This window comes from Clostridioides sp. ES-S-0049-02 (assembly GCF_020658465.1).
Lineage (GTDB): Bacteria > Bacillota > Clostridia > Peptostreptococcales > Peptostreptococcaceae > Clostridioides.
Map to the genome: position 1 here is coordinate 473,246 of NZ_JACVWG010000003.1, position 17,896 is coordinate 491,141.

At 27.2% G+C, this 17,896-nt stretch carries 17 protein-coding genes and 1 other annotated feature; of the genes, 9 read left to right on the forward strand and 8 right to left on the reverse strand.

The features are described 5' to 3' along the window. Nucleotide 1: 1 nt before the first annotated feature. The gene (locus IC213_RS10990) at nt 2–229 is read right to left on the reverse strand and encodes a FeoA family protein (protein WP_227432903.1); all 228 of its coding nucleotides are present in this window, start codon (nt 227–229) and stop codon (nt 2–4) included. A gap of 326 nt (nt 230–555) precedes the next feature. Further along, entirely contained in the window at nt 556–996 is a 441-nt protein-coding gene (locus IC213_RS10995; protein ID WP_227432904.1) for a GNAT family N-acetyltransferase, read from the reverse strand. A gap of 180 nt (nt 997–1,176) precedes the next feature. Here IC213_RS10995 and IC213_RS11000 point away from each other — a divergent pair, with 180 nt between their 5' ends. Then, nucleotides 1,177–2,145 (forward strand): DUF2232 domain-containing protein, encoded by a 969-nt coding sequence (locus IC213_RS11000; RefSeq protein ID WP_227482336.1) that lies wholly within the window; start codon nt 1,177–1,179, stop codon nt 2,143–2,145. Between the two features lie 151 nt (nt 2,146–2,296). After that, nucleotides 2,297–2,549: a binding site (T-box leader), on the forward strand. 71 nt (nt 2,550–2,620) lie between these two features. Beyond that, complete coding sequence (gene tyrS, locus IC213_RS11005; RefSeq protein ID WP_227863078.1) at nt 2,621–3,829, forward strand: tyrosine--tRNA ligase; 1,209 nt, start codon at nt 2,621–2,623, stop codon at nt 3,827–3,829. Nucleotides 3,830–3,885: 56 nt separating this feature from the next. On the opposite strand, the gene IC213_RS11010 is transcribed toward tyrS, so the two are convergent. Beyond that, nucleotides 3,886–4,767: a polysaccharide deacetylase family protein gene (locus tag IC213_RS11010; protein WP_227831135.1), complete on the reverse strand. Its 882-nt coding sequence runs from the start codon at nt 4,765–4,767 to the stop codon at nt 3,886–3,888. A 370-nt stretch (nt 4,768–5,137) separates the two neighbouring features. Here IC213_RS11010 and IC213_RS11015 point away from each other — a divergent pair, with 370 nt between their 5' ends. From IC213_RS11015 to IC213_RS11035, 5 genes are all read left to right on the forward strand, one after another. Then, the gene (locus tag IC213_RS11015) at nt 5,138–6,082 is read left to right on the forward strand and encodes a DMT family transporter (RefSeq protein ID WP_227831134.1); all 945 of its coding nucleotides are present in this window, start codon (nt 5,138–5,140) and stop codon (nt 6,080–6,082) included. Nucleotides 6,083–6,305: 223 nt separating this feature from the next. Further along, entirely contained in the window at nt 6,306–6,851 is a 546-nt protein-coding gene (locus tag IC213_RS11020; RefSeq protein ID WP_009889371.1) for an NADH peroxidase, read from the forward strand. Between the two features lie 100 nt (nt 6,852–6,951). After that, nucleotides 6,952–8,100: a DUF362 domain-containing protein gene (locus tag IC213_RS11025; protein ID WP_227432909.1), complete on the forward strand. Its 1,149-nt coding sequence runs from the start codon at nt 6,952–6,954 to the stop codon at nt 8,098–8,100. A gap of 52 nt (nt 8,101–8,152) precedes the next feature. Beyond that, the gene (locus IC213_RS11030) at nt 8,153–9,418 is read left to right on the forward strand and encodes a dihydroorotase (RefSeq protein WP_227863079.1); all 1,266 of its coding nucleotides are present in this window, start codon (nt 8,153–8,155) and stop codon (nt 9,416–9,418) included. A 90-nt stretch (nt 9,419–9,508) separates the two neighbouring features. After that, entirely contained in the window at nt 9,509–9,655 is a 147-nt protein-coding gene (locus IC213_RS11035; RefSeq protein ID WP_227845887.1) for a GrpB family protein, read from the forward strand. 179 nt (nt 9,656–9,834) lie between these two features. Here IC213_RS11035 and IC213_RS11040 read toward each other — a convergent pair whose 3' ends face one another. From IC213_RS11040 to IC213_RS11060, 5 genes are all read right to left on the reverse strand, one after another. Further along, nucleotides 9,835–11,070, reverse strand: coding sequence for an ABC transporter permease (locus IC213_RS11040; RefSeq protein WP_227432912.1), 1,236 nt, complete (start codon nt 11,068–11,070; stop codon nt 9,835–9,837). A gap of 2 nt (nt 11,071–11,072) precedes the next feature. Beyond that, nucleotides 11,073–11,747 carry an ABC transporter ATP-binding protein gene (locus tag IC213_RS11045; RefSeq protein ID WP_227482338.1) on the reverse strand — a complete coding sequence of 225 codons (675 nt, stop codon included), beginning with the start codon at nt 11,745–11,747 and terminating at the stop codon, nt 11,073–11,075. Between the two features lie 7 nt (nt 11,748–11,754). Next, nucleotides 11,755–12,987, reverse strand: a complete 1,233-nt coding sequence (locus IC213_RS11050; protein ID WP_227432914.1) for an efflux RND transporter periplasmic adaptor subunit — start codon at nt 12,985–12,987, stop codon at nt 11,755–11,757. Nucleotides 12,988–13,103: 116 nt separating this feature from the next. Further along, a complete protein-coding gene (locus tag IC213_RS11055; RefSeq protein WP_227432915.1) occupies nt 13,104–14,108 on the reverse strand; it encodes a HAMP domain-containing histidine kinase in 1,005 nt (334 codons plus the stop codon). Between the two features lie 23 nt (nt 14,109–14,131). After that, nucleotides 14,132–14,806 (reverse strand): response regulator transcription factor, encoded by a 675-nt coding sequence (locus IC213_RS11060; protein ID WP_227432916.1) that lies wholly within the window; start codon nt 14,804–14,806, stop codon nt 14,132–14,134. 287 nt (nt 14,807–15,093) lie between these two features. Here IC213_RS11060 and IC213_RS11065 point away from each other — a divergent pair, with 287 nt between their 5' ends. Together IC213_RS11065 and IC213_RS11070 are read left to right on the forward strand one after the other, a co-directional pair. Continuing rightward, nucleotides 15,094–15,861 carry an ABC transporter ATP-binding protein gene (locus IC213_RS11065; protein ID WP_227432917.1) on the forward strand — a complete coding sequence of 256 codons (768 nt, stop codon included), beginning with the start codon at nt 15,094–15,096 and terminating at the stop codon, nt 15,859–15,861. Continuing rightward, on the forward strand, nt 15,848–17,779 hold the full coding sequence (locus IC213_RS11070) for an ABC transporter permease (RefSeq protein ID WP_227863080.1): 1,932 nt from the start codon (nt 15,848–15,850) through the stop codon (nt 17,777–17,779). The genes IC213_RS11065 and IC213_RS11070 overlap by 14 nt, the downstream gene beginning before the upstream one ends. The last annotated feature ends 117 nt before the right edge of the window (nt 17,780–17,896 follow it).

The window sequence follows — 17,896 nt, forward strand, 5'->3', positions numbered from 1 at the left end:
TTTAAATGTCAGAAACTAATATTAGTCTACTTTCTTCTTGTCGTAGAGCTATCTTGCTACCTCTGATGTTGTAGACAGTTAAATTATTTTTTGGTCCTTTTCTAACTACATCTATAACAGCTCCTCTAGTAAGACCAAGCGCTAACATTCTCTCTCTTAAATTACCACTAGATAATATATCTTCAACTTTAACAGTTTTTTTCACTTGAATATCATTAAGGTTTTTCATAGTAGCACCTCCATGCATGAAATTTAGCCTGAGCTAATCTTCTTATTTTAAACTATGCACTATGCTATTACCTTGTTACTTTTTGCAAAAAAAAGATAGGCAATATGCCTATCACAAAGTTGGGTATAATTCTTACTTTTGGGGAAAGTAGAATATAGAATAAAAATTAACATTTTGAATCTATATAATTATTGAATTTTGATAATAAAAAAGTCAGAAAGCGCAAAAGCCTTCTGACTTATATAAGGTATTTTCAAATACCTAGATATCAATTCAATATTTAATTTATGATTTAATTATATATTAACAATGTTAGCTTGTCAACACTATAATCTCATTTTAATATGTTCAATACCTGCTTCATCATACACTTCTGAAATTTCTTTAAAACCACAAGATAAGTAAAGATTTTTTATGTAAGCCTGTGCTGATAAGGTTATATTATTTTCATGCAAATTAACCTTTATAAAGTCTATAGCACAGTCCATCATTTTCTTTGCCAAGCCCTTTTTTCGATGAGTAGAAAGAACTAAAACCCTACCAATAGAAACATCATTATAAGAGCTATATTTTTTAGGGATTATTCTGGCATAAGCACAAATCAACCCATTCTCTTCTAAAAATATATGATAAGAGTTTTTGTCTACATCATCATAATCATTTAATGAAAATATCCTCTGTTCGCATGCAAATACTTCATATCTTGACTTTGCTATTTCGTAAAACTCATTTAGACTTAAATCATTAAAGTGTTTTATTTTAAACATAATAATTACCTCCTAAGTATATTAAAACCAAATATTAAGATATATTATACCATTTTATAATTTTTAACAGTAATACTTTTATTAAAATAGGTATGTGTTAAAAATATTTTAAAAAAGTGTTATACTGTATTAAAAACAAAATATTAGTTAGAAAAATTATGGTTTGTGGAGGAAGTTGTTTTGAATACTACCAAAAAATTAACTGAAGCGGCTTTATTGTCGTCTTTATTTATAGTAATAACAATTATAGCTGTAGGGACTGGGTTTGGATATGCCATTTATTTAGATTTTATAGTGCCAATATTTTTTTGTATAATATGTTTAAAGTGTGATTTAAAGTATACTGTTTTATCTGGAGTTATATCTCTTTTAATAATTTCCTTGGTGCTTGGAAATTTGGGAACTGCTATTTGGGCAAGTCAGAGTGTATTACTTGGTATAATATGTGGTTATTTGATAAGTAAATCATCAACAGTTATGGATGATTTAGTATATGGTTCAATTATTGGAGTCATTATAATGGTTTTTATTGATATATATGCTTCAGCATTAATAGGATACAGTTTTATGAGAGAATTTCAAGGATATAGTAAATTGATTTATTTTAATGAATACTCAGATTCTATTTTTTACTTACTGATAGCACTGTTTCCTTTTGGAATGGTTTTTTGTATATACTTTTTAAGTTTGATTATGGGACATAAATTACATATTTTAAACTCTAATGCATTAAAAAAGTTTCTAGTGTTTAAGAGTTTTAGATTTTTAAATCAATTTTTATGTTGCTCAAAGAAAGTTTTTTATATGTGTGTGTTTTATTTAACTATTTTTGAAGTTACAAATATATTAAATATTAAAACTGAGTTAGTTTACTTAAAAACAATTTTTATATCAATTGGATATTTGTGTATGTATTTTGTTATTAGAGATTCCTGTATGTCACTACAAAATTTTATAATAACTAAATTTGGAAAAGTAGCATACGCTAGAATTTCTTTTTTGATAGTAGTTATATCTTTATTTCTAATGTTTAAGATAACTGTTATGGGATTAATAATTATAAATGCATTTTTAAATAAGAAAATGAATATAAGATTGACTCAAATTAATATTGTCGATAAACAAATAAATATTTTAATTGAAAAATAAACTTTATGCATTGGTAAAAAATATAAAAAAGTAGTATAATGTAAAAAAACATGTATATAATAATAAAAAAGGTTGACAAAATGTAAAAATAATAATATATTATGAGTAAGTTAAGAAAAATTTCTTGTAATTGATGAAATAATCTGAATATATAAGTGCTGTGAAGAGAAGAAGTAGAGCTGAATTTTATTTAACAGAGAGTTCCAGTTTGGTGAAATGGAATAAATTGATTTAGTTTGAATACATCTTGGAGCAATATCTCTGAAAGATAACAACCACTAAGAGATATCGGAATAGTACACGTTATAGTACATGAGTAAACAAATTATACTCTACAGAGATTAATATCGTGAGATATTAGTGAACTAAGGTGGTAACACGTAAGCAATGCTTTCGTCCTTTTAATAGGATGAGAGCTTTTTTTATTATAAAAATAAAAATCATAGATTATATAAATATTTTAGGAGGAATGAAAATGAAATCAATAAACGAGCAAATGCGAATCATTATGAAAGGTGTAGACGACTTAATAGACGAAAAAGAGCTAAGAGAAAAACTTATTAAATCAGAAAAAGAAGGAAAACCTATGATAGTAAAATTGGGGTTAGATCCAAGTGCTCCAGATATACACTTAGGTCATACAGTAGTTCTTAGAAAGATGAAACAATTACAAGATTTAGGTCATCAAATAGTAATTATAATTGGAGATTTTACAGGTAAAATTGGAGACCCAACTGGAAAATCTAAAGCTAGAAAAGCTTTAACAACAGAGCAAGTTCTTGAAAATGCAAAAACTTATCAAGAACAAATATTTAAAGTTTTAGATAAAGAAAAAACTATTGTAAGATTTAATAGTGAATGGCTAGCTAAATTAAACTTTGAAGATGTAATAAAATTAGCTGCAACTATTACTGTTGCGAGAATGTTGGAAAGAGAAGATTTTAAGAAGAGATATGAAGGACAAATGCCAATATCAGTGCATGAATTTTTCTATCCATTGATGCAAGCATATGATTCAATAGCATTAGAAGCTGATATAGAGCTTGGTGGAACTGACCAAAGATTTAACTTATTAATGGGAAGATCTTTACAAAGAGAATTTGGTATGGAATCTCAAATAGTAATAATGATGCCTTTAATAGAAGGTTTAGATGGAAAAGAAAAAATGAGTAAGAGTTTAGGTAACTATATTGGAATAGATGAAGAAGCTGGAATAATGTACCAAAAATCTATGGAGATTCCTGATGAACTTATAGTTAAATACTATAATTTAGTAACTGATGTTCATCCTGATGAAGTTAATAAAATTGAAACTCAGTTAAAAGATGGTTCAGTAAATCCAAGAGATATAAAAATGAATCTAGCAAGAGAAATAGTAACTTTATACCATGGAGAAGAAGCTGCTAAAGAAGCTGAGGAAAGGTTTAAATCTGTATTCCAAAAAGGTCAAATACCTGAAGATATACAAACAATTCAAGTTAAACAAGAAGAATTTGATTTAATTGAAGTATTAGTTTCTAATGAGATTGTTAAAAGTAAGAGTGAAGTTAGAAGATTAGCATCTCAAGGTGGAGTAAAAGTAAATGGTGAGAAAGTGGAAGATTTAAGTACAGTTGCTAAAGAAAGCGAACTTGTTGTTCAAATAGGAAAGAAAAAATTTGTAAAAATAGAGTTAGTAAAGTAAAATAAAAGCAAGTTCGTTGGTTATATAAAAGTATAATCAATGAACTTGCTTTTTTATTATATTAAGGTTTTAAATTGGTAACCATTATCTTTAAAATATGTTATAATTTGGTCTAGTGCATTTACTGTTTCTTGCTTTCCATAAGTATCATGCATTAAAAGTACAACTATTTCTTTACCTTCAGAAGATTTCTTTGCATGTTCAAATAACTCTTGAGCATTTTTCTTTTTACCTTCTGCATCAGCATTTAGAGCATTCCAGTCTATTGATGCCATATTTTTTTCTTTTAAGTAGTTACCTAAAGGTTCCATATTTTTCCATGACATATATCCACCTGGGCATCTAACTACATGTGATGAAAAATTCTTTCCTAGAACTTTTTTCATGGCTTCATCTGTTTTATTAAGTTCATTTACAAATGTATCAAGATTTAGGCTTCTGCCAGGGTATAGTTTTTTGTAGTCATGAGAATATGAGTGATGAGCTATTGCATTTCCCTCATCAAATGTTCTTTTTAAAATTTCATTGGCACCTTTTCGTTCAAGAGAATCCCCCTTAATAAAGAAAGTTCCTTTAACATCGTGTCTTTTTAAGATATCTAGGACTTGTGGAGTATTAGTAGTAGATGGTCCATCATCGAATGTAAGGAATACTATTTTTTCTCCATTATTTGAATAGTCGTATTTGTTAAGTTTATCCCAAACTGATTTTGCGTCATATCCATATTCTTTTGCAGCTTCTTTTTTTGCACCAATGATAGGCTCATTTTTTTCTTTTTCAATTCTTTCTTTTTCTAATTTTTCAGCTTTAAGCTTTTCTTGAGTTTCTTTAATTTCTCTTTTCTTGGACATATCCGCCCATGCCATAGAAAAAATACCAATAACTATTACAACAATTATAGTAAGTGCCATAGTTTTCTTTTTTCTTTTTTTTACCATGATTTCAACATTCCCCCTTTTTGTCGAATTGTATCAAAAATATATTATAATTATATCGAAGAAAGTAGAAAAAGTAAACCGACAAAGTTGTAACTAAAATAACTAAAGTGTAACTTATACAACATTATTTGCATAATATTAAATTATCCTAGATATTGAAATTATCTATAAAAAAATTTAATATAAGTAAAAAAAATATAAAAAAGGTAAAAATTTATTAAAAAGGTGTTTACAAAAAATGATTAATATATTAATGTTAAATAGTGGATATAAATCTAGATTTAAAATACTGAAAAAATTTACTATAACTATATAAATTTATAGTAATGCTTATAGAAAAACTCTCTTGCTGTTTAGGGGGTTTATAATTTTGCAAAAAAATAAAAAGGAGGGGGCTTTATTGAAAAAATACTTTGGAGAAATAGGACTAATATTCATAGCAATTATATGGGGAAGTGGCTTTGTAGCAACCCAATTTGCACTAGATGGTGGGCTTACACCTCTACAAATAATAACTATAAGATTTTTCTTGGCAGCTGTAATTATGAATTTATTATTTTTTAAACAAATTCGTGCCAATATGGGAAAGCATTTATTAAAAGCAGGAGGGCTTTTAGGAATATTTTTATTTTTAGCCTTTACAGTACAAACCATTGGACTTATGTACACTACACCATCTAAAAATGCATTTATAACAGCAGCAAATGTTGTAATAGTTCCATTCATAGGATTTATACTTTATAGAAGAAAACTAGATAAAATAGGATTAATAAGTAGTTTAGTAGCTCTTGTAGGTATAGGTATACTTTCTTTAGAGGCTGATTTCTCTATTAATTTTGGAGATTTATTAACACTGATATGTTCATTTGGATTTGCATTTCATATATTCTTTACTAGCGAATTTGCTAAAGATAACAATCCAATGGCATTAACAGCTATTCAATTTACTGTAGCATTTTTACTGTCTTTAGTAGTTCAGACATTTGCAGGACAGTTGAAAATGGAAGCTGAATTGTCTGGATATATGGGAACTATATATTTAGCTATATTTAGTACTTCAATAGGGTTTTTATTCCAAACTATATGTCAAAAGAGAGTTGATGGAACTAGAACAGCCATAATACTATCTACTGAAGCTATATTTGGGACTATATTTTCTATAATAATTTTAAAAGAACCTATTACAGCCAAATTAGTTATTGGTAGTATATTGATATTTGGTGCAATTATAACAGCAGAAACTAAATTATCATTTTTAAAAAGTAAAAAAGTAGAACTTAAAGAGTCAAAAGATTCTTCACTAGAAAGCATTTAAATAGACAATTGTTTCCTAATTAATCAAATAAAGTATATATTATGTAGAAATTTGACATCAAAACTTAGTTGATACCAATGTTTCAAAGTGATAAAATTAATTAGGAAATAAATTTTATTTTTAGTGTTTAAACTATAGTACATGGGGTATATATATTCTTGTAGCAAGTTATTAAACTTTAAAATAAAAATTTAATTAATATAAAATTGGGAGGAATTTAATTATGAAAAAATTTGTTTGTACAGTATGTGGATATATACATGAAGGAGATGCTGCACCAGCACAATGTCCAGTATGTAAAGTTGGAGCTGATAAATTCGAAGAAATGAAAGGTGAAATGGTTTGGGCTGACGAACATAGAATAGGAGTAGCTCAAGGTGTGGATGCAGAAATAATCGAAGGATTAAGAGCTAACTTTACTGGTGAATGTACAGAAGTAGGAATGTATTTAGCAATGAGTAGACAAGCTGATAGAGAAGGATATCCAGAAGTAGCAGAAGCATATAAGAGAATAGCTTTTGAAGAAGCTGAACATGCTGCTAAATTTGCAGAACTTCTTGGAGAAGTTGTAGTTGCAGATACAAAAGAAAACTTAAGAGTTAGAGTTGACGCTGAATATGGTGCAACTGATGGAAAATTAAAATTAGCTAAGAGAGCTAAAGAATTAGGATTAGATGCTATACATGATACAGTACATGAAATGTGTAAAGATGAAGCTAGACATGGTAAAGCATTCTTAGGATTATTAAATAGACATTTTGGAAAATAATAATTAAAAACATAGATTAAAAGGAGAAACTTTGGTTTCTCCTTTTTTAAATTATACAAAAAATATAAAAAAATCTTTGTAATAAAAGGGTGAAGATAATATGAAATCGGTATCTGTTAGAAGCTGTAAAAATTATGAGTATGAAAATGTAAGATTTTCTATTGAAAAAATTTTAGATGACATTGGAGGGCTTAACAAGTTTGTAAAAGAAGGAAGTAAAGTACTTGTAAAACCAAATCTACTGATGAAAAAAAAGCCTGAAGAAGCTACAACTACTCATCCTATGGTAGTAAGGGTTGTATGCGAAAAGCTTTTAGAATTAAACTGTGATGTAGTAGTAGCAGATAGTCCTGGTGGACCATATAATCAAGCCTCTCTTAAAAGTATATATAAGACATCTGGAATTGAAAAGGTAGCAAATGATTTAGGTATCAAATTAAATTATGATGTTTCAGATGTTAAGATACATAGTGAAAAAGCGCATGCTCTTAAATATATGGATATTATTAAACCAGTAATAGATGCTGATTATGTAATAAATCTTTGTAAATTAAAAACACATGTGATGGCAACTTTTACTGGTGGAACAAAAAACTTATATGGATGTATAGCTGGATTAAAAAAAGCAGAAATACATTATAGATTTCCTACAGAGGAATTATTTTGTGAAAATGTACTTTTAGATATTTGTGATTATGTAAATCCGACACTGACAATTATGGATGGAATTGTAGGGATGGAAGGGGATGGTCCTTCAGCAGGAAACCCTAAAGAAATAGGTGTTTTATTAGCATCACAAAATCCATATGCTATAGATGTTGTTGCATGTAAGATTATAGGTTTGCTTCCAAATAAAGTTGCTACAATTAGAGGGGCTATTAAAAGAGAGTATATAAAAGAAGACTTTTTAGATATTGAGATTGTAGGAGAAGATATAAAGGATTTAATTATAAAAGATTATAAGGTACCAATTGTAAGTAAAGATTTAAGGCTATTTTCTGTAAAATTGCCAAAATTTTTAAATGAACCTATTTCAAAACTTATAACACCAAAGCCAGTGGTTAGATTTAAGGATTGTATAAAATGTGGAAAGTGCAAGGAAGCTTGTCCTGCAAATACCATAGAGATAGGGAATAGAGGTGCTCTTATAGATTTAAATAAATGTATAAGATGTTACTGTTGTCATGAACTTTGTCCTAAAAAGGCTATTGATGTCAAACGTAATTTTGTATTTAAGTATGTAAAATAATGTATAATATTATATGAGTCTATATAAATGAAAATTATAAAGGAGAAATAACATGATTTTAATTAAAAATGGTAGAGTGATAGACCCTAAGAGTCAAAGAGATGAGAAAATAGATTTAATTATAAAAGAAAATAAAATCTATAAAATAGGTAATTTTGATGAAAATGATGAATTTGAAAAAATAATAGATGCTAGTGGGAATATAGTTGCACCTGGATTAGTAGATGTACATGTACATTTTAGAGACCCAGGATTTACATATAAAGAAGATATAGATAGTGGAGCTAAATCTGCAGCTAGAGGTGGATTTACAACCGTTATATGTATGGCAAATACTGACCCAATTGTAGATAATGAAGATACTTTTAACTATGTGAAGGAAAAAGCAAAAAATGCATGTATAAATGTTTTACAAGCAGCAGCTATAACAAAAGGTTTTGAAGGTAAAGAGTTAGTGGATATGGAAAATCTTAAAAAGGCTGGAGTTCCAGGATTTACTGATGATGGATTACCTTTAATGGATAGCAGTCTAATTATGGAAGCAATGATTAAGGCAAAAGAGTTAGATGTACCACTTAGTTTTCATGAAGAAGACCCTTCTTTAGTTGGAAATCCTGGCGTAAATGCAGGAAAGATAGCTTCAGAGCTTGGTCTAAAAGGTGCATCGAATGTAGCAGAAGATGTAATGGTTGCTAGAGATTGCATGTTAGCACTAAAAACTGGTGCTAAGATTGATATACAACATATAAGTTCTGGGGTTTCTGTTGATATGGTTAGATTTGCAAAATATCTTGGAGCAAACGTAGTTGCAGAAGCTTCACCACATCACTTTACACTGACTGAGGAAGATGTATTAGAGTTTGGAACAAATGCAAAAATGAATCCGCCTTTAAGAACTAAGTGGGATAGAGATAAGATTATAGAAGGATTAAATGATGGTACTATTGAGATAATAGCAACAGACCATGCACCTCATAGTAAAGAAGAAAAAGATAGAGAGTTTATAAAAGCTCCAAGTGGTATTATAGGGCTTGAAACTTCGTTGTCTCTTGGAATAACAAACTTAGTATATAAAAATCATCTTAGTATGATGCAGTTAATAGAAAAAATGTCTACAAATCCTGCAAAACTATACAATTTAAATGTTGGTTTTATAGAAGAAGGAGCAGTAGCAGATATTGTTATATTTAATCCTGAAGAAGAATGGATAGTTGAAGATTTTGCTTCTAAAGCTGACAATTCCCCATTTAAAGGTAAATCTCTATATGGGAAAGTTAATTATACTATATGTAATGGAGAAGTTGTATACAACGCTTAAGGTTGTGTTTTAAGGGTGGTGAATACAGTGATTGAAAGCATTATATATTAGACAAATGAATCATAGTGATTTTAAGGATATTTAGAGCATATTAAATTTCGAGAGTATTTGAGACTAAATCCAGATAAGGTTAAAGAATATTCTGACTTAAAAAAGAAGCTAGCAAAACTTTATAGGTATGATGTTAACTCTTATTGTGATAACAAAACAGATTTCATAAGAGGCATAATAGATTAGATATTAATATTAAAAATATTTAAAGCAAATAATTCATTAGTAATTTTGAAAATAACAATGCACTATTATATTTGATTTGAAAAAGATTAAGTTCTTAATCTATCATATATAATAGTGCATTAAATATTTAAGCATGTTTTAGAAAACAATTTAAAAATAATAACTTATTAATGGAAATACTATTTATAAATTGCCTTTATAGGGTCTAGTTTAGAGGCTTTAAAGGCTGGTATTAAACCAAATACAACTCCAGTTAATATAGTAGCCAAAATAGCATAAAGTAAGCTATTTAAGCTAGGAATTGCTTCAAATCCAATGTATTTAGAAACATAGTTAGTAGCAATAAATCCAACTATAGTTCCTAAAATTCCTCCACATACCGTTATAAAAACAGCTTCAACTAAAAATTGAAATAATATAGACCTAGGTTTTGCACCAATAGCACGTCTTATACCAATCTCTCTTTGTCTTTCCATAACTGATACATACATTATATTCATTACACCAATACCACCAACAAACATTGCAACTACAGTTATTATAGATACATATTTATTGACATTAGAATTGATGCTTTCAAGATAAGCTGTTTGTTCAGTTGGGTCTGGTGTAGTATAAGAACCATTGATACCAGGATGCATTTCATATAGTTTAGCTATAATATTGTTTGCAACTTCATTCACATTATATCCTTTAGAACAAACTAAGTCTAACTGATAAATTTCAGTGGAGTAAGAGTTTTGACTCATTAGACTATCAAAAGCTTTTTTAGGTATAAGAGAAGTTATAAATTGCATATCTTGATAACCTCCTAAAAATCCTCCAGCTTGTTGTTGGTTAGAAGAATCATCCAATACTCCAATTATTTCAAATATAGTTCCATTTACATTAATACCATGGCCTAAAGCGTCTTCTGGATTTTCAAAAATTTCACTTGCACTTTGCTGTGTAAGTAGAATTACCTTTCTTTTTTCATCATCCAAGGAAAAATCTCTACCACAGATTAAATTTATTTTTGAATCTTTTTTTACTGGTCCAACTTCCACATAAGTCGTTTTTTTATCAAAAGATGCCTCAGAAGAATAAGTTGAATCAAGATTAAATCCATCTCTTGCAGGAGCAATTCTTTCTACACCTTCAACAAATGATAATTCTTCTAAATCTTTTGCATTGAATGGCTTTAAAAATATACTCATATCATTGGTAAGACCTGTGTTATCAGCTGATTCAAATGAAATAGTAGTTTTATTAGGATTAGCGTTATTTACAGATTTCTTGATTTCTTTTTGAAATCCATTACCTATAGAACTAACAAGTATTACTGAAGTTATTCCTATAATAATCCAAAGTAAAGCTACAAAGACACGAAGCTTGTGCCCCTTTAAATTAGCCAAAGAATTTTTTAATAAGCCCATGATTACACCTCCGAAGTAAACACACCATCTTTAAGTCGTATGACCTTAGTTGCATACTTAGTCAAATCCTGATCATGTGTAACCATTATTATAGTCTTGCCTTGTTCATTAAGTTCTGTCAAAAGTTCCATAATTTCCCTGCTAGTTTCACTATCCAATGCTCCAGTTGGTTCATCAGCAAAGATTATTTGAGGGTCATTTGCCAAACAACGTGCAATAGCTACACGTTGTTGCTGACCACCAGATAATTGAAGAGGTTTTTGTTTGATTTTATCTAAAAGCCCAACAGATTTTAGTTTGCTCTTAACAATTTCTTCTCTTTCAGATTTTTTTAATATTTTATTGTAAATTAGAGGTAGCTCTACATTTTGATATATATTTAAAGTTTCTATTAAATTAAATTGTTGAAAAACAAAACCAATATTGATATTTCTAAAAACAGAACGCTCATTTTCACTGAGATTAGTTACATCTGTGCCATCAAATATATATCTTCCTTCGTCAAACACATCAAGAAAACCTAAGATGTTAAGTAAAGTGGTTTTACCACTACCAGATTTACCCATTATCATGACAAATTCTCCAGATTCAATTTCTAAATTTAAGGATTTTAAAACATGTAATTCATCTTTCCCTACTTTGTAATATTTTTGAATATTTTCTAATTTAATTAACATATGTAAATTAATTCACATCCATATTAACTTCTTTTAAATTTTTGTCTGGAGTAGCATCTCCATTATTATTAGAGCCAGCAGTTACACCATCACCTTGAACTGGGTCTCCTTCTTTCATTTCTTTAGTAGGGTATTTTATTACTATATCACCTTGTTCAAGACCGCCTCTAATTACAGCAAAGTCATTATTTTTACTTGCAACATCTACAATTTGTTTTTTCAAGATTCCATCTAAGTCTTTAAATACATATGAGTGTTTTTTATCCTTAAGTACACAAGATGCTGGTATTTTAAAGCTTGAGTTAGCTACTTCAAGTGATGCTTGAAGATGGAATCCATTTGTCAACCCTTCTTGGTTATCAAATGCTATGTTTATATCATAATAAGATAAAGTACTTTGTTGAGCTCCCATCTCGCTACTTGGAGTAGATGGCTTATCAGATATAAAACTTATTCTACCAGTAAGATTTTGGTCAGTTGAGAAAACTAATATATTAACCATTTGGTCAATTTTCATCTTAGGTAAATCTTGTTCACTTGCTTGCCCCTTCATATAAAACTCTAGACCTTGAATAGTCATAAATGAAGCTGGTTGGTCTGGATTTCCAGTTTGGTCATTTAAATATACAGTACCATCAAAAGGAGCAGTAGTTCTATCATATGCTTTCTTATCTAAAGAAGCTATCTGAGAGTTTAAAGCTGTTATTTGTGCATTTATAGAAGCTATAGCATCTCTATTTTCATCAATATTTGCAAGTGATATCTTTTGTTTTTTATATTGGCTAAGTTGTGATTTTAGACTATCTATTTCTGATATTATAGTTGGATTTTTAGCAGTAAAAAGAAGGTCTCCTTGATTTACCTTTTGACCATTTGTAACATTTACATCACTTAACTCATAATCTCCAGAAATATTAAAGTCTTTAGTTTGCTTAGGAACAACCATACCATTTATAAATATTTTTTCGTTTTCTGGAATAGTGTATGTTTCTATGAAGTTTTCATTAGTTTGTAATTCAGTATTTTTTGAATCGACATAAGCAAGTACCCCTAATATTAAAAGTATGATTATCACGATTCCTGCATAGATTTTAAATCTCTTGTTTTTAAAAGGATTATTTTTAAAACCTTTATTTTTAGCTTTGAAATTATTACTTCCAAAGCTAGTATTTTTAAAGCTATTACTCTTAAAGCTACTATTTCTAAATTTTTTATTTTTAAATTTTTTTAGAAAAGACATGTTTTCCTCCTTTGTATAAAAACTACTTATTATATACTGGGATGTACATATAGAATCATTATAAGAAGCATGTTGAATATAAGTCAAATGAAAATAACTTATCAATATATAAGATACTATAGATAATCTTTGAATGTAATAGTAATTTTTGTATATTGATTGTACTCTGAATCTACATCAATTTTATGGCCAAGTTTGTCACAAAGTTCTTTTACTAAATAAAGACCAAGCCCTGTAGATTTAGTGTTATTTCTTCCATTATTACCTGTAAATCCCTTATTGAATATTCGATTTAAATCTTCCTTTTTTATACCACAGCCAGTATCTTCCACCCTTAATTGTAAATAATTTTTGTGGGTTTTGCAATAGATAGATATATTATCTTCTATTGAGGCATATTTTAGGGAATTATTTAATAATTGCTCGAATATGAAGTGAAGCCATTTTTCGTCTGATAAAACTGTATAATTCAAATTATTTAAGTTTAAAATTATTTTTTTTGAGATAAAATATTTTGAATATTTTCTTATAATATCTCTAAGAATATTTTCAATATTTACTTCTTGAATCAAAAAATCTTTATGAAAATCTTCAAGTCTAGATAAATATAAAATTCTTTCAACAGAATTTTCAATTCTAAATATCTCTTTATCAATATCATCTGAAATTTTTTCTTCGATTAAATCTTCGTTTTGTTCAAGTACTAGTTTAATTATTGCTATAGGTATTTTTATATCATGTACCCACATACTCATAATTTCTTTATTTTCTTCAAATTTCTTAGTATTGATATCTATTATATCATCACACTGGTTTTGATAACCTTTAATTATATCCAAATATATTTTTTCTTCATTTGTACATTTAACTAATTCTATATCATTAGTACTAACTTTGAATGTATTATTTTTAATTTTCTCTAAAAATCTATTTTTCTTAATGTAGCCAGTAAGTATATATATAAATGAAAATACTATATTTACAATTAATATGTATACAATAGTATCTACTAAGAGAGCATCAATAGGAGAAAATATAATAACTGCTATCGTAAAAAGTAAGAAACCAAAGTTGTATACTAAAAATTCGAGTTTATCTTTGAGAAAATCTTTAAAACTCATAAATTCACCTACTTAAAACTATTTTAACTGATTATATAACCTAATCCTCTTTTAGTTTCTATAAAGTCTTCCAATCCAATTTCACTTAATTTTGAACGTATTCTGTTTACATTAACAGTGAGAGTATTATCATCTACAAACCAATCATTATCCCATAATTTTTTCATAAGTTTATTTCTACTAACTATTTTACTTTTATTCCTCATAAGTTCATGAAGAATTTTAATTTCATTTTTGGTTAGCTCAATAGTACTATCTTTATAACATATAGTTGCAGTTGATAAATCCAAAGTAACCCCATTATGGACAATTTTATTTGAATTATTATCAACAAAATTATAAGTTCTTCTTAAAAGAGCATTTACTTTAGCTATTAAAACATCTATAGAAAATGGTTTTTGTATATAATCATCTGCGCCTAGATTTACACCCATTATCACATCCATATTAGAATTTCTTGAAGAAATAAATATTATTGGAACTTTGGAAATTCTTCTTATCTCATTACACCAATGAAATCCATCATAAAATGGAAGATTTATATCTAATAAAACCAATTGTGGTTTATAATGCTTAAATTCTTCTATTATGTTTTCAAGATTTTCTATTTGATAGACAATATGTCCCCATTTAGAAAGACAATCTGCTATTTGATGTTTTAATGAAACATCATCTTCAATTACCATTATTTTAAACATTTTTACCTCCTAATCCAGAATAGTTATATTAACATAACTATATTTTACTTGATAAGTTCAAACATTTCTACCTTATAATTTAAAATAATTATATTAATATAACTATATTTTACTTGACAAATTATATTTTAAATATAATTCTAGTAAAAAGGAAGAAATATAATTAATACTTACAGAAATGTAACATTATATTAATATAAGTAAATGGTTAAAAACTACTTTAATATATATAATATATTTATAAGAATTGGAAAATGAGCAATTATGTTGAGGAGTGGTAAGTAATTATGGAAGAAATATTAATTGTTGAAAATATAAAAAAAGAGTATGGTAGAAAAGGCTCAAAATATGAAGCTTTAAAGGGAATAAGTTTTAAAGTTTATAAAGGCGAATTTGTAGGTATTATGGGTTCATCTGGAGCTGGAAAATCAACTCTTTTGAACATTATTTCTACAATAGATTTGCCTTCATCAGGAAATGTTTATATAGAGAATAAGAATATTATTAAAATGAAACAAAATAAATTAGCCGACTTTAGACGTGATAATCTTGGATTTGTATTTCAAGACTCTAACCTTTTAGATACATTAACTATAAAAGAAAATATAATGCTACCTCTTTCTTTAAAAAATGAAAAAGTATCAGTAATAGAAAGTAGAATAAAAGAAGTTTCAAAATCACTAAATATAGAATCAGTATTAGATAAATATCCTAATGAAGTCTCAGGTGGACAAAAACAAAGAGGCGCTGTTTGTAGAGCAATAGTAACAAAACCATCATTAATACTTGCAGACGAGCCTACAGGAGCATTAGATTCTAAATCTGCAAGGGATTTATTAAATTCTCTAGTAAAATTAAATAAAGATAACGATTCAACAATATTAATGGTAACACATGATGCTATAAGTGCAAGTTTTTGTAGTAGAATACTCTTTATAAAGGATGGAATAATCTTTACAGAACTTATAAAAGGAGAAAGCACAAAAGAATTCTATAATAAAATACTAAATACAGTTTCCTTAATTGGAGGAGTTAATAAAAATGAGTTTATTTAAAATTGCTATAAAAAATATAAAAAAGAACTTTTTAAGCTATTTTATGTACTTCGTTTCAATTGTATTTAGTGTATTTATATTCTTTAGTTTCAAGTCAATAGAGTACAATGAAGCCTTAAATTTACTTGGTAGAAAAACTAAAATAGGTATTAATACAAGTTCAATTGTAATAGTGGTATTTGTTTTTTTGTTTATATATTATTCAAATTCATTTTTCTTTAATAGACGTAGGCAAGAGATAGGTACTTATAGCTTGATTGGAATGAGAAAAAATCAGATAGGCAGAATATTTTTATATGAAACTTTTTTGATGGGAATCTTTGCAATATTAATAGGAATATCTTTAGGTTTTTTATTTTCAAAGCTTATGACAATGATTCTTGTAAAATTAATGAAAGAGATTATAGTAGTAAAGATGACTTTAAGTATAAGGGCTTTAATTCAGACATTAGGAATATTTTTAATAATATTTGTAGTAATTGGAATGAGAAATATTATAGTTATTAGGAATAAAAAAATTGTAGAGTTATTTAAGAAGTCACCAGAAAAATATACAAATAAAAGATTTATAAAGCTAAAGGGAACTCTTGGAGTTTTACTGATAGTATTTTCTTATTTAATGTCAGTTAGTCATTTCATTGTTGAAAACATAATGTTTTCAGCTTTTATATTAATTACAATAATACCAGGTACTTTTTTATTTTTTTCATCAATAATGTCGATAATTATAGATGTTGCTAAGAAGAAAAAAAGTTTTTATTACAAGGGAAGAAATCTAATTGCATTTTCAGAACTTGGATTCAAATTAAAGAATAATAGCAGAGTATTGGCAATAATAGCAATATTAATAGCTACAAGTGTAACTATGTTAGGATTTACAATATCAATTTATTACGATATAGATAGAAATATAAATGAAAACTACAAGTATAGTTATACTATAAATGCAGAAAATTCTCTTGTAAATAATGAAATCGATAAGCTGCTATATAAATATAAAGAAGATGATAAGGTGCTTTTTGATAAGACAGTAGCGTTTATAAGTAGAGATGTAAATTTTAAATTGTATTATAAAAAAGGAGGAGTTTATAGAGAAAATACAGTGATTGTAGATTTTATTAAAGAAAGTGATTTTAAGAAATTAAGACAATATCAAAACAGTAATTATGAAGAATTAACTTCAGAAGAGCATGTATATTATGTTTCAGATTCATATAAGAGAATGTTTCTTAAAAGTACTGGTACTCAAAAAATAGATGTATACATTAAAGAAAAAGAGAAGATGAATTTATTTACAGTTCAAAAAAATATTTTAGAGCCAGAAATAAATTTACAATCAACATTTGATTTAATTGTGGTAAAAGATAACATATTTAATAGATTAAAATCAGGAGGAGAATCGAGATTATTAAGATTAATTGATATAAAAAATGAAAAAAAAGAGTTTGATATGTCTTTAAGATTAAAAAATATAGTTGATAAAAATATGGAATCAACTTATCCTTTTAATTTTACATCAAATGTCGAAAACTATAATGATTTAATTAGAGTAAGTGGTCTTATGTTATTTATAGGTATATTTCTATCTGTAGTATTTCTTTTGTGTACAGGAAGTATAATTTTATTTAAGCAATTATCAAATATATATGATGATAAAGAACGATATATTATGCTAAAAAAACTTGGGGCAAATAATCAAGATATTGAGAAAATAATATCAAGACAATTAAAAGTTGTATTTTTGTTGCCATTAATTGTAGGTACAATTCATAATTTATTTGCTATGTCAATTGCTCAAAAATTTATAACTAGCCCATTGCTTATACCAATTATTACAACACTAGCCATTTATTATATAGGTTATTTTATATATTATTTTATAACATTAAAATACGCTCAAAATATGATAATAGATTAAGTTGTAGAGTATTTTTTACTTAATAAGAATTAAATACTAAAAACAAGATAGCTTATCTAATCAAAACAAAAAAATATTATAATAATGTAATTAAGTCTTGGAAAAAGTTTGTATTTT